Consider the following 11,846-nt stretch of genomic DNA (forward strand, 5'->3'; position numbering starts at 1 on the left):
TTCTGAGTCTTCAAAATGGTCCGTATAAATAAGAGTTAATTCTCCGTCGATAAGTAAGGCGCTTCCAGAAAAAGTCCCACCAATAAATCGATTATTAAGCTTATCACTTGGATAAAGAGCAACCGGTAAATGATTCCAAAAGACTAAATCTTTACTTATCGCATGCCCCCAATGCATATTACCCCAGTGAGGTTGATATGGATTATATTGGAAAAACAAATGGTAATAACCATTATAATAGGCAAGCCCATTTGGATCATTCATCCAGCCCGTACACGGTGAAAAGTGATATTGCAGTCGGTTTTCATCCCGGTAAAAAAATTGACCGCTATCCAGTGAGTGATAACTGGACCAGCCACTCTTTTGATAGGAAAAGCAAAAACCGCCTTTATCAAATATCGTTTTCTTATTATAAAACCAGCCATTTGCTAAATTTACATCACCTAAAACAACAAGAGAGTATTGACAGTCTCTTTCGAGCATCCATTCAATATGGGTAAAGTTCTTCTTTAAGACTAACTGCTCATACTCAACGACGATATCATTTTTATATAACTTAATTGAGCCTTCGCTTAATGCCATAAAATCAAATGATATTGTGCAATCAAGGCTCCCTGTAACCAGCTCGAGGTGGTTATTATCAGGCTGCATCCTCATCCATTACCTTCTTAATTAAATCCGATTTGGTCATTTGTTAATGCTTTAAAACCTATCATTATAGCCAACTGAAAAACAGAATAAAACTGAATTGTAGCCCCATAAATCTAAGTAATATTTATAACAGGCAATATCACTCATTCATTAACAAACGCTGGATTAAAATAAGCTTTTCTTAAAAATTAGACTCCAGGGGCCATGGCCCCACTCTGACTAACCGATCGGTCTCTCTCAGTCCTCGCTGACTCTTCAATGGCGTCTTGAATGACTGTTGAATATTGCGGTGGGCGTGGAGTATTACCAGGATCAGTGGCGCAAAATTTTTTAATTTCCTGAAAGAGTGATTTCAAACCTGCACCCCAAATAGCTGTAGTTATTGCTCCCGCGACTATCATAGCGGGTATTTGAAATTCTTTTTCATCAGAGATAAGGCAGTTTAAGGCTGAAAAAGAAAGTGCAGTCACAGCCGCCATAGTATACGCCAATACGTTAGCGATAATATCAGAACATTTAAGACCTTGGCTGCTACATGAGCTAAATTGTTGGCCTTTAAAATCAACTAAGCCTTGTGTAAATATACTAGCACTTAAGCTATTGAATGCAGATAAGATACCTAAGCAAGCGCCTGAAGAAAGAGAAGGAAGCGCTTTCTCCAATCCTTGGGCGGCCGATAAGGTGGGCGCAACAAGTAGAGCAGCTGCAGAAATAAAAGCGACGATATATGCACCTAGCTGTTCTTTAAGTTTTTTTGAGTCAGTGGGAGCTAATAGCATAGCATTCGCTGTTGCACACATTGACCCCATAAAGTTAGCTAGAGAAAATGGAACTGATATTGCTAGACTACTCATTATATTTGGCTGATTTTGTAATCCGTTAAAAGTTAAAAAAACCTCCTGGTGTAGAAGCAATCGCAGCCAAAAAGAAGCAACACATTTTTTTAATTGAAGAGTCTTCTCCTTTAGTAATTCTTTCTATTAACTCTTTTGTAGCGTTGGTATTGAAAAGTGAATAAGTTACAGCGGCGATAATCCCTATAGCTTGAATGACTGATTCATTATCAATAATTCCCTCCAATGACTGCCCACTAGCAAAACCAGAGAACCCCGACCCCATTGCAGCAACCATAATGACAGCTTTAACAAAACAAGAAAGATAGCAACGCCGGTGACCTGGAAGCGAAAGTTCTACATCATGGCTACTAGGCCGAGTAGAAAGAAGCGGGGTTCTTGAAGCAGAAACCACACTGAATGATGGAGTTGGTCGGCGAACTGGCGAACGAGTTTGACCTATTTCTTCTCTTAGATCTTCTTCTATAACAGCCATAGTAAGAATCCTTCTTCAATAAATTTGAAAGCAAATACTAGCAAACTAAAGCAGATGGGAATATGTTGGTATTTTAAGGCATAACAACAAATAACTGTTAACTTTTTGAAAAGTTTGTTAAACAAATAAAATTTACACTAAAGCAGAACAAAGCTTAATGATGAACAATCGAATTAATAGGAATTCTTCTACGCCATGTCCCATCATAATTTAAATTTATTACGAACACTCCAAACACTCTTAGATGAGTGCCATGTCACTCGAACAGCAGAACGGCTAAACCTCACACAATCCGCTATCAGCCGACAACTCAGTCAACTACGAGATATTTTTGACGACCCTCTTCTGGTTCGTGAAGGAAACAATCTATTGCTCACACCAAGAGCACTATCGCTAAAAAATAAAATTACTGGCTTATTAAACCAGTGTGATAGCCTATTTGAGCCAGTCACTTTTAATCCAGCAACCTGGCAAGGTAACGTGACGCTCTCATCATCTGATTATGTTGCTCAACATATCTTACCCGATATTATCAGCTTATTATCTGATCAAGCACCCAATCTTAATATTACCTATCGACTATGGTCACCTGAGTATCTAACGCAATTGGGGCATTTAGATATTCAACTCGCTTCAACCATGATCACACACATTCCAGATGATTTATGCAAAGCTAAAATCGGTGCTGATCGGCCCGTCTGTGTAATGCGTGCTAATCACCCTTTGGCAAAAAAACAAAAACTAACAATCAATGACTTTATTGACTATCATCATATTTCTATTAGCGGCGGCGGTGATAAAGACAGTTTCGTTGAAGAGCAACTTACTAAAATCAATCGGCAACGCACAATTCGTCATACAGTTCCCTTCTTTGGCTCAGCCTTAAATACACTATGCCAAACAGATATGCTTCTTGTTATCCCAGAGCATATTGCTATCAATATGAAGCTGTTATACGACATTCACTATACTAAACTTCCTATTCCAACTCCACGCTATCAGTATTGGTTGATATGGCACCCTAAATACAATAACGAGCCTTCTCATCAATGGCTACGAAATAAAGCCCTAGCACTCACTAAAAACTCTATGTATTCAATGGCCTCAGATAGTCATGAATTTTAATCATAACTACCATGATAAGCTTTGATTTCATTTAATAACTAAAACCTGTTAAGTTATGTTTCTAAAAGCAGGAGGATAATGATGACATTAGGTATTTGGCTCTCTCTACTTGCAGTCTGTTTGCTCGGAGCGATGTCTCCAGGCCCAAGTTTAGCTGTGGTTGTCAGACATAGCTTAGCGAATGGTCGTTGGCACGGCATAGTAACATCCTGGTCTCATGCAATCGGCGTTGGTTTCTATGCTATGTTAACCTTATTTGGCTTAGCCGTCTTGCTCAAAACATCTCCCGTATTGTTTAGTTTAATCAGCTACGCGGGTGCTGGGTATTTAATCTATTTAGGCGTTAATGCACTGCGCTCAAAAGGTGGGATTCAATCCAAACTCGTTGCAGGACAGCCCGCTCCTCTGCACAAAACAGCCCGAGATGGTTTAATGATTTCACTATTAAACCCAAAACTTGCCCTATTTTTTCTTGCGCTATTTAGCCAATTTGTATCTCTCGGTCATGAGTTATCCAGCCAGCTTATTATCATTGCAACACCCACGCTTGTGGATGGACTCTGGTATACATTAATCGCTTTTATCCTGTCAAACCCAAAAGTTTTAAAAACACTAGGAAATAAAGCCTTATTAATTGATCGCCTATCAGGTATAGTACTCATTCTTTTGGCCGGTGTTTTTATCATCTCAACCATTAGTCACTCACTAAATTAGAGTGACTAATGCAGCTTACATATTATCCAGAGGAATTAAGGCTCACTAAAGCAATCAACAACAGGTTTTATACTAAACCATCAAGGCTTCTATTTTAGAAACAGAATAAGCCTGATAGCCTCTGCCATTATATTGAAAATAAACACTAGTCTCGTAACGCTCTTCTTAAGACTTTGCCAACGACCGTTTTGGGTAACTCTTCAATAAACTCAATGATCTTCGGCTGCTTATAAGCGGTTAACTGTTTAGTGCAATGCTCTTTGACTTCAGCTTCAGACAACGACTGTCCTTCATTAAGTACAATATAGACTTTAATTTGCTCACCAGACCGCTCCGAACTCACACCGATGGCCGCTACTTCACGCACAGGGCCTAATTCCATAATAATATTCTCAACTTCAGCGGGATAAACATTAAACCCAGAAACCACAATAATATCTTTTAACCGATCAACAATATAGAAATAGCCCCTTTCATCAAAGTAAGCAATATCACCGGTTTTAAGCCAACCTTCAGCATCTAATGTTGCCCGCGTCGCCTTTTCATTTCGCCAATATCCTTGCATCACTTGTGGACCACGCACACAAATTTCACCAATTTCCCGAACCGCTAATGCCTCCCCTTCTTCATTGCATATTTTTACCTCTGTCGATGCCACAGGTAAGCCAATACTTCCAGTAAAACCACTTTGCTTTAATGGGTTTAACGTCACCAGCGGAGATGTTTCACTCAAACCATAGCCCTCGACAATAGGAAGTCCAGTTACTTGCTGCCACTGCTCTGCCACCTTTTGCTGCAAAGACATTCCACCTGCAATTGCGACACGCAAATTTGAAAAATCGAGTTCTTGAAAACTTTTATGGTGCAACAAAGCATCATAAAGCGTATTCACTCCTGCGATACCTGTAAATGATGTTTTAGATAAAATATTTAAAAAATCTTTTAAGTCACGCGGATTAGGAATAAGTACATTTAATCCACCGATCATAGTAAATAAAAACAAGTTCGCCAGTAACGCGAAAATATGGTAAAGCGGCAGAGCGGTAATCATAACCTCCTGCCCCTCTCGTAAATCTTGTGTAATCCATGTTTGTGCTTGTAGTAAGTTCGCAATCATATTGCGATGAGAAAGCATCACTCCCTTCGGTCGTCCCGTCGTCCCACCTGTATATTGCAAGAACGCTAAACGATTAGCATCCTCTGCAACAGGAGAAAGTGTATAATTGCTACCACGATTTAAGGCATCACTCAACCAAATCACATTATTAATAGACCAACTAGGCACTACACGTTTAACATGACGGACAACAAAATTAACCAAATGCTTTTTAACAAATGGATAAAGCTCACCGACAGACGTAACGATCACATGCTCAACAGTTGTTCCCTGTTTAGCCTTTTCAACATTACAGGCAAAGTTTTCAAGAACAATTAAGGCCTTTGGCTCTGCATCTTGTAAAATTTCTTCAAGCTCTCTTGCTGTGTACAACGGGTTCAAATTAACCGCCGTAAGGCCTGCTTGCAAAGCACCAAAGAGCACAACAGGGTATTGCAAAAGATTCGGCAATTGAATGGCAAAGCGATCTCCTGGCACTAGTTTAAGCTCTTGCTGCAAGAAAGCGGCAAATTGGGTACTCAATTGATGCATTTTGCTGTAAGACAACGCTGAAAAATGGCAGCTAAACGCAGGACAATCACTGTATTTTTGGCAAGCCTCTTCATACATTTGCACCAATGAAGCATACTGGCTAGGGTCAATTTCTGTCAGAGCGCCAGGAGGGTATTCCGACAACCAAGGCTTATCCATAAACATCCTTACATTCCGTGTGTTACTACAATAAGTATATACAAAGTTAGCCTCTAGTCTGGCATCCAAATTAAAAATCTGTATGATAGCGATATGCCTAGCAAGGTTGGAACAAAATATGTATAAAACTAACCTACAGAAAGACTAGAAAAAAGGGGGTGACTTTGAATATCTTCCATATCGATCAGCATAGCGTACACCGCCTAGATTCTCTACCTCAAGAAGTCCCCTCTTCAGGTTACCTTTGGCTCGATTTTACTCGTGGTGAACAACACAATCTTTTTGAAACCGTAAAGCAGCTATGCCAAGTTGATATTCATGAGCGCCATTTAGAAGACCAGGTCACTGTCAATCACCCTTCTTCCTTTGATAGCATGTATGACTATGACTTTCTGGTTTTTCGCTCTGTGAAGTCTATTCATATGCCACAACTACAAACCGACTCTTGCGCCTTCTTTTTGATTGATGACTTTTTGATTAGTGTTCATAACCCCGAAGACGAAGCCATTCCTGCTGTTGTCAAGCGCTTGAGCATGACACATCGCCGGATCCCACAATATCCAGAAGCCTTACTTGAGATGATTATTGACACTAAAATCGATCAGTTCTTAGGGGTTCGTACACTCATGGGGGAAAGCCTCGCACGCTGGCAAAACAAATTACTGACTCATAATAAGCCCTTTAAAAACTGGGACGAAATTATGGAGTTTAAAGGCGATATCCAAACCATTCGAACGCTGTGTGAAGAACAAGAGGATGTTTTACGCAATTGGCGCTATAGCATACGCACCGACGTTGCTTTAGACCGCCAAGTCGTCGAACATTTAACGATTAACCTCAGCGATATTTCAGAACATATTCGCCGCGTCTTACGCCATGCCCAAAAACTCGAGAGCGACCTTGAAGCCTTATTGCAATTGCACTTTTCAATTATCAGCAATCAAACCAATGAAGTCATGCGTGTTCTTGCCCTTATGTCATCAATTTTCTTACCAACGACTCTTGTTACCGGGATTTTTGGTATGAACTTTATTAAAATGCCAGGGCTGTCTAACCCACATGGTTATGATTTTACCATCGTTGGCATGATTGGCATTGCCATCTCATTGATTATCTTTTTTCAAACTCAAAAAGTGGCTGTAAGTATATTTTAGGGAAATATACACGCTACTTTTTAACTCTAACATGGTAGATTTATTATTGAGGTCTAGCAAGCTTATCAACAAGTTTGTCATACTCACCTGACTTACGTAAAGTTTCTAGACCCTGATTAAAAGCATCAATAATTTCTCTAGCATTTTTAATTGATCGAGAAACGGCAAAATATTGATTTTTTTTAGCCACCGCTGGAGTTAACCAACGCAGTTTCTGCCCTTTTTCTGCATTTTTATAAAAAAGAGATTGACCAACATATTTGTCTATTAAAATCGCATCCAAACGTCTATTAATTAATAAGCGGGTATTTTCTTCATCACTATTACCAATAAAAATATTGACAGGAGAAACCATAAGCGCTTTTGGGTTAGCGTAACTGCGCACAACACCGACGTTATACCCTTCTAAGCTCTTTAATCGGCCATTTTCAATTTTTGAATTTTCCAAGCTATAAAAACCTAAAATATTTGGAATAAAGCCCTTCGAGTAAATAAAGTGTTTTTCACGCTCTGGAGTATACCAAATAGTGAAAATACCATCATATAGACCTTGTTGAGCTAACTTTTTTTGCTCGTGCCCATGTGGTGAAATCTACTTTCACCTCTATATCAGAAATTTTAAATGACTTTTTTATTATCTGTGTAACAACACCCTGGTGTGGCAAATTAGGGCCATAATAAGGAGGATAGTCAATACTCACCAGACGAACTTGTTTTATTTTTGTCGCATAACCATTTAAACTCTGCAACAAAAAAATAAATAATAAAAAGAGCGCTCTTACCATATCATCATACTATGTTGTTCTTCTTTACAACTTATAACAAAGTGTAGGTGAGAAACTGTGCTTTTAAAAATGACAAGCTTAAGAAACTTTGTTATAGACCCCAGTAGAAACATTGACTAAACCTTCCATAGGGTAAAATTTTTCAGCATGACCAAAAATCAAATATCCTCCCACTTTTAAATTCCGTGCAAGCATGGCTTGCGCCTTTTTTTGGTCTTTTTCTTTAAAGTAAAACAAAACATTTCTACAAAAAATAACATCAAATTTTTCTTCAAACATGCAAGAACCAAGTAAATTTAATTTTTTAAAATGAATAATTTCTTTTAACTCACGCTTAGCTCGCATATGGTACATATGAAGATCAGTCCCCTTCAACCACCACCGCCTCAAGTACTCTTCATAGATGTCACTCGCTTTATCTAGCAAATAAACCCCTTTTTGAGCATGGCTCAGCACTTTATGATCAATATCTGATGCGGTTATTTTTGCATCAAAGTTGTATTTCATATAAAAATAGTCAAGCACTGACATTCCAATCGAATAAGCCTCTTCACCGGTGGAACAAGCGGCAGACCAAATACGAATGCATTTTTTTGTCATTACGTGCACTTTTCTCAATACTAGGTAATATTGTTTTTTCGTAAAAAATCAAAATGATGTGACTCTCTAAAAAAGTGAGTTAAATTTGTTGTCAGCGCACAGACTAAATCATGCACCTGTTCAGGAGGCTTATCTTGCAGTAATTGACAGTAATCAGAAAAAGAGGTACAGCGTTCGGCCTGCACTAAGTCTATTAGCCGCTGGTAAACAAAATCCATACGGTCATCTTGAATATAAATGCCTGACTCTTCATACATCAGCTCACGTATGAAGTCAAAATCATTTATAGTTAGTGCTAATTTCTTTAATTCCATAGTTTTTTATCCTCTGCTATGAAATAAGAAATATGTTCAACAATTTTTGTTGGCGATAACACTTTTGTTACGGCATCTAACTCAACAGCGGCTCCAGGCATTCCCCAAATTAACGATGATCTTTCATCTTGAGCAAGAGTGCAGGCTCCAGAATCACGCATTTCTTTCATCCCTTCAGCACCGTCTCGGCCCATGCCTGTCAGCATAATACCCAGCGCATTTTTATTATATAATTTAGCAACGGATGAAAGCAGCACATCAACAGAGGGCTGAAATGAAAACTGATTCGAATCTTCAAAAATATTGAAGCGTACACTTCCAGCTCTTTTCTTTAATTGTAAATTTTTTCCACCTGGCGCAATATAGATCGCACCACTTTTTACCTCTTGCATATTTTCAGCTTCATAAACGGGATGTTTTACTTCATTATCCAAGCGCCTTGCAAAAGAGCCTGTAAACTCCGGAGGCATATGCTGGGCAATAATCACAGCAGGTATTTTTTCAGGCAAAGCGAGCAAAATATCATTAACGACAGTTACTCCTCCAGTTGAAGAGCCAAAAGCAATCACTTTATCCTCTAGCCTTCTCGCCTGCCTTTGATAGCTCTTTACTTTAGCGACCTGATGGTACTCGTCATGATGAATAACTTTAGACTTTGCTGCAACTTTTACTTTATTAATCACAACTGAACTCATTTCCATCAACTTCTCGATGTTTTCTACTTGTGGCTTAGGAATAAAATCTACAGCCCCTAACTCAAGTGCTTTTAATGTTGTATCCGCCCCTTTTTGTGTCAGCGTTGATATCATAACTACCGGCATTGGGCGCAGGCGCATCAAATTCTCCAGAAAAGTTAATCCATCCATTTTTGGCATTTCAACATCAAGTGTAATTACATCTGGGTTATGGCGCTTTATTTTTTCACGCGCATCAAATGGATCTTCCGCAACATCAACAATTTCTATCTCTTTATCCATCGACAAAAGAGACGTTAGTACTTCTTGGATTAATTTAGAATCATCAACAATTAAGACTTTAATCATAATAATCTCAATTATTTCTTCTTGTACACAGTAATTCCCACATCTTCTAAACCATCAGTAATCAGCAGTTTATCTGAATTTCCTAAAACTAAATAGCCGCCATTTTTAAGCTGCTTAAGTAATTTTTCTTGCACTTTAATCTGATCTTCTTCTTTAAAGTAAAACAAAACATTTCTACAAAAAATCACATCGAATTTTTCAAAAAATGGCATTGCTCCCAATAAGTTAATTTTTTCAAATTGCACTGTTGAGCGTAACTCATGCCCTGCCTCAATATGATTACCATGCTCACCAACCCCTTCCTTCCACCATAGTTTTAAATGATCAGGAGGTATTTTATGGCAAATATCAGTTGGATAAATTCCTCGCTCTGCTTTTTTGAAGCGATTTAGAGTCTATATCAGAGGCTAGCACCTGTATACTTTTACCCGCCTGTAAAGAAAAATAACTCAATGCCTCCATTGCAATGGAATATGCTTCTTCTCCTGTTGAGCACGCAGATGACCAAATTCTTACTTTATTATTTTCCTTTAATTCGGAAAAAATAACTTCTTTTAAAAACTTAAAATGATGAGATTCTCGGAAAAAGTGAGTCAAATTTGTAGTCAGTGCATCGACCATTTCTTGAACATGTTCGCGAGACTCTGTCAATATTTTGCAATATTCTTTGAAATCTTTAAGTTGGCGCAAGCGAACAATTTCAGCCAAACGCAAATGAACAAAATCAAAACGGCCATCTTCAATGTAAACTCCAGAAGAGTCATACATTAACTGTTGAATAAACTTAAAATCATCACCGGATAAAGGGATATTTAAACTTTTCATAATGATGCCTTATTCGACATTAAATATTCAACAACCTCGCCAGCAATCTCACGCAATCCAGCAATACGCACTGCCGCTCCTAATTTTACCGCGGATCCTGCCATGCCCCAGACCACAGAACTTTCTTGATCTTGGGCAACGGTAAACCCTCCTTGTTCTTTCATCAATTTCAAGCCTTCTGCACCATCACTGCCCATCCCCGTTAAAATAATACCAACAGCATCTCTACCACAAGCTCGAGCGACTGAGCCAAATAATACATCAACCGAAGGCTTAAACGTGACGCCCTCTATCTCTGTATAGAGTTGGCACTGATACTGCTTGCCTCGGCGCTTTATTTTTAAGTGTCGACCTCCCGGTGCAATATAAATGTGGCCAGGCTCTAATGTCATCAAATCTACGGCCTCATGTACTGGAAAGCTTAAGTCCTGCGATAAGCTCTCTGCGAACGCAGCAGTAAAGGATGCTGGCATATGCTGAGCAATAACAATCGCCGGCAAATTGTCCGGCAAATCTTTGAGTAAAGAGCGTATAGTCTCAGTTCCCCCTGTCGATGCACCTATCGCAATTAGCTTTTTCTGCTGCTGCTCAGAAGTTAACTTTAAGCCAACTGCTTTTCTATGTTCTGCAAGTAATGGTTCATAAATAACATTAGACTCGGCAGCACTTTTTACCCGCCGGATGATAACCGGAGCAATTTTTTTAAACTCACTGACAAAATTATTTTCTGGCTTATAAATAAAATCAACAGCACCTAAAGAAAGCGCTCTTACTGCTTCATTGGCCTGCTGTTTCGTTTGAGAAGCAATCATAACGACAGGTAAAGGAGCAGCTCTCATTAAGTTTTCTAAAAAACTTAGGCCATCCATTTTAGGCATATCTGTATCTAAAGTCACCACATCAGGTTGATATTTTTTCAATTTTTTGACGTGCATCATAGGCATCTGTAGCGGTCGCAACAACTTGAATTTCAGAGTCTTGATCAAAAATCTCTGTTAGCAGTTTTTGAATTTCTTCTGAGTCATCAACGACTAGCACTTTAATCATTTAATATCATTCAACCAAACTATAAAATAGCTCTATCTATATATATCGGCACAAGCCTAATATTTATTAACAAGCTCATTAATAATAGAAATAAAAAATTAATTAAAATATATTTAAAAATAAATAGTTATAATTCTAAAGCAAAATAACCAAGTCAAAGAGCATGTAAAAATAATTGTGTAAATGGTTAACAACCGTTACTTTCAACTGAAAGATAAGGAGAGTTAATCATGACAATTAGTCAAGAAGCCATTGATCAAGCATTAGAGAAATGCAAAAACCAAGAGGATATTTTTGGTGAAAATGGCTTAGTCAAAGACTTTATCAAACGCTTGCTGCAAACGGCTTTAGATGCTGAAATGGAGCAGCATCTAGGCTATCAAAAGCACGAGAAGCCATCACCTAGCTCTAACTCACGCAACGGGTATTCGCAAAAGCAAGTCAAAGGCGAC

Annotated in this window: 15 protein-coding genes and 1 pseudogene; 4 read left to right on the plus strand and 12 right to left on the minus strand. The window is 38.6% G+C overall.

The genetic code is table 11. From position 1 onward, the window contains the following. From BGC07_RS23595 to BGC07_RS03010, 3 genes and pseudogenes are all read right to left on the minus strand, one after another. Positions 1-657 (minus strand): annotated as a pseudogene (locus tag BGC07_RS23595) (hypothetical protein); the annotation flags it as partial. Between the two features lie 182 nt (positions 658-839). Continuing rightward, a complete protein-coding gene (locus tag BGC07_RS03005) occupies positions 840-1,505 on the minus strand; it encodes a hypothetical protein (RefSeq protein ID WP_139121596.1) in 666 nt (221 codons plus the stop codon). Between the two features lie 25 nt (positions 1,506-1,530). Beyond that, a complete protein-coding gene (locus tag BGC07_RS03010) occupies positions 1,531-1,980 on the minus strand; it encodes a hypothetical protein (RefSeq protein WP_069311906.1) in 450 nt (149 codons plus the stop codon). Between the two features lie 195 nt (positions 1,981-2,175). Between BGC07_RS03010 and BGC07_RS03015 the strand changes: the two genes are divergently transcribed. Both BGC07_RS03015 and BGC07_RS03020 read left to right on the plus strand, forming a co-directional pair. Further along, positions 2,176-3,105 carry a LysR family transcriptional regulator gene (locus BGC07_RS03015; protein WP_069311907.1) on the plus strand — a complete coding sequence of 310 codons (930 nt, stop codon included), beginning with the start codon at positions 2,176-2,178 and terminating at the stop codon, positions 3,103-3,105. Between the two features lie 78 nt (positions 3,106-3,183). After that, positions 3,184-3,819 carry a LysE family translocator gene (locus tag BGC07_RS03020; RefSeq protein WP_235602868.1) on the plus strand — a complete coding sequence of 212 codons (636 nt, stop codon included), beginning with the start codon at positions 3,184-3,186 and terminating at the stop codon, positions 3,817-3,819. A gap of 145 nt (positions 3,820-3,964) precedes the next feature. Here the strand turns inward: BGC07_RS03020 and BGC07_RS03025 are convergent, their stop codons facing one another. After that, positions 3,965-5,626: an AMP-binding protein gene (locus BGC07_RS03025; protein WP_069311909.1), complete on the minus strand. Its 1,662-nt coding sequence runs from the start codon at positions 5,624-5,626 to the stop codon at positions 3,965-3,967. Positions 5,627-5,790: 164 nt separating this feature from the next. On the opposite strand from BGC07_RS03025, the gene BGC07_RS03030 reads away from it, so the two are divergent. Beyond that, positions 5,791-6,780, plus strand: a complete 990-nt coding sequence (locus BGC07_RS03030) for a magnesium transporter CorA family protein (RefSeq protein WP_201258106.1) — start codon at positions 5,791-5,793, stop codon at positions 6,778-6,780. Between the two features lie 43 nt (positions 6,781-6,823). Here the strand turns inward: BGC07_RS03030 and BGC07_RS03035 are convergent, their stop codons facing one another. From BGC07_RS03035 to BGC07_RS21125, 8 genes are all read right to left on the minus strand, one after another. After that, positions 6,824-7,372 (minus strand): substrate-binding periplasmic protein, encoded by a 549-nt coding sequence (locus BGC07_RS03035; protein ID WP_317135146.1) that lies wholly within the window; start codon positions 7,370-7,372, stop codon positions 6,824-6,826. Positions 7,373-7,643: 271 nt separating this feature from the next. Next, positions 7,644-8,165, minus strand: coding sequence for a CheR family methyltransferase (locus tag BGC07_RS03040; RefSeq protein WP_069311910.1), 522 nt, complete (start codon positions 8,163-8,165; stop codon positions 7,644-7,646). A 20-nt stretch (positions 8,166-8,185) separates the two neighbouring features. Next, complete coding sequence (locus BGC07_RS03045) at positions 8,186-8,479, minus strand: protein-glutamate O-methyltransferase CheR (protein WP_069311911.1); 294 nt, start codon at positions 8,477-8,479, stop codon at positions 8,186-8,188. Further along, positions 8,470-9,522, minus strand: coding sequence for a protein-glutamate methylesterase/protein-glutamine glutaminase (locus BGC07_RS03050; protein ID WP_069311912.1), 1,053 nt, complete (start codon positions 9,520-9,522; stop codon positions 8,470-8,472). Before BGC07_RS03050 ends, BGC07_RS03045 begins: the two co-directional genes overlap by 10 nt. Positions 9,523-9,533: 11 nt before the next feature. After that, positions 9,534-9,884 carry a CheR family methyltransferase gene (locus BGC07_RS03055; RefSeq protein WP_077216726.1) on the minus strand — a complete coding sequence of 117 codons (351 nt, stop codon included), beginning with the start codon at positions 9,882-9,884 and terminating at the stop codon, positions 9,534-9,536. Beyond that, positions 9,871-10,347 (minus strand): CheR family methyltransferase, encoded by a 477-nt coding sequence (locus BGC07_RS03060; RefSeq protein ID WP_069311914.1) that lies wholly within the window; start codon positions 10,345-10,347, stop codon positions 9,871-9,873. Before BGC07_RS03060 ends, BGC07_RS03055 begins: the two co-directional genes overlap by 14 nt. Then, positions 10,344-11,267 (minus strand): chemotaxis-specific protein-glutamate methyltransferase CheB, encoded by a 924-nt coding sequence (cheB, locus tag BGC07_RS03065; protein WP_235602869.1) that lies wholly within the window; start codon positions 11,265-11,267, stop codon positions 10,344-10,346. Before cheB ends, BGC07_RS03060 begins: the two co-directional genes overlap by 4 nt. Continuing rightward, on the minus strand, positions 11,248-11,394 hold the full coding sequence (locus BGC07_RS21125) for a hypothetical protein (protein ID WP_201258108.1): 147 nt from the start codon (positions 11,392-11,394) through the stop codon (positions 11,248-11,250). The genes cheB and BGC07_RS21125 overlap by 20 nt, the downstream gene beginning before the upstream one ends. A 230-nt stretch (positions 11,395-11,624) precedes the next feature. Between BGC07_RS21125 and BGC07_RS03070 the strand changes: the two genes are divergently transcribed. Further along, a partial coding sequence (locus BGC07_RS03070) for a transposase (RefSeq protein WP_201258109.1) occupies positions 11,625-11,846 on the plus strand: 222 nt, incomplete at its 3' end.

Origin of the sequence: Piscirickettsia litoralis (genome assembly GCF_001720395.1) — a bacterium.
Taxonomy (GTDB): Bacteria; Pseudomonadota; Gammaproteobacteria; order Piscirickettsiales; family Piscirickettsiaceae; genus Piscirickettsia; species Piscirickettsia litoralis.

Bases quoted from the DNA above. Each gene is read 5' to 3' on its own strand.
- BGC07_RS21125 (WP_201258108.1), bottom strand. From the start codon at position 11,394: ATGATTAAAGTGCTAGTCGTTGATGACTCAGAAGAAATTCAAAAACTG.
- BGC07_RS03060 (WP_069311914.1), bottom strand. From the start codon at position 10,347: ATGAAAAGTTTAAATATCCCTTTATCCGGTGATGATTTTAAGTTTATT.
- BGC07_RS03010 (WP_069311906.1), bottom strand. From the start codon at position 1,980: ATGGCTGTTATAGAAGAAGATCTAAGAGAAGAAATAGGTCAAACTCGT.
- BGC07_RS03005 (WP_139121596.1), bottom strand. From the start codon at position 1,505: ATGAGTAGTCTAGCAATATCAGTTCCATTTTCTCTAGCTAACTTTATG.
- BGC07_RS03050 (WP_069311912.1), bottom strand. From the start codon at position 9,522: ATGATTAAAGTCTTAATTGTTGATGATTCTAAATTAATCCAAGAAGTA.
- BGC07_RS03045 (WP_069311911.1), bottom strand. From the start codon at position 8,479: ATGGAATTAAAGAAATTAGCACTAACTATAAATGATTTTGACTTCATA.
- BGC07_RS03040 (WP_069311910.1), bottom strand. From the start codon at position 8,165: ATGACAAAAAAATGCATTCGTATTTGGTCTGCCGCTTGTTCCACCGGT.
- BGC07_RS03025 (WP_069311909.1), bottom strand. From the start codon at position 5,626: ATGGATAAGCCTTGGTTGTCGGAATACCCTCCTGGCGCTCTGACAGAA.
- BGC07_RS03020 (WP_235602868.1), top strand. From the start codon at position 3,184: ATGATGACATTAGGTATTTGGCTCTCTCTACTTGCAGTCTGTTTGCTC.
- BGC07_RS03015 (WP_069311907.1), top strand. From the start codon at position 2,176: ATGTCCCATCATAATTTAAATTTATTACGAACACTCCAAACACTCTTA.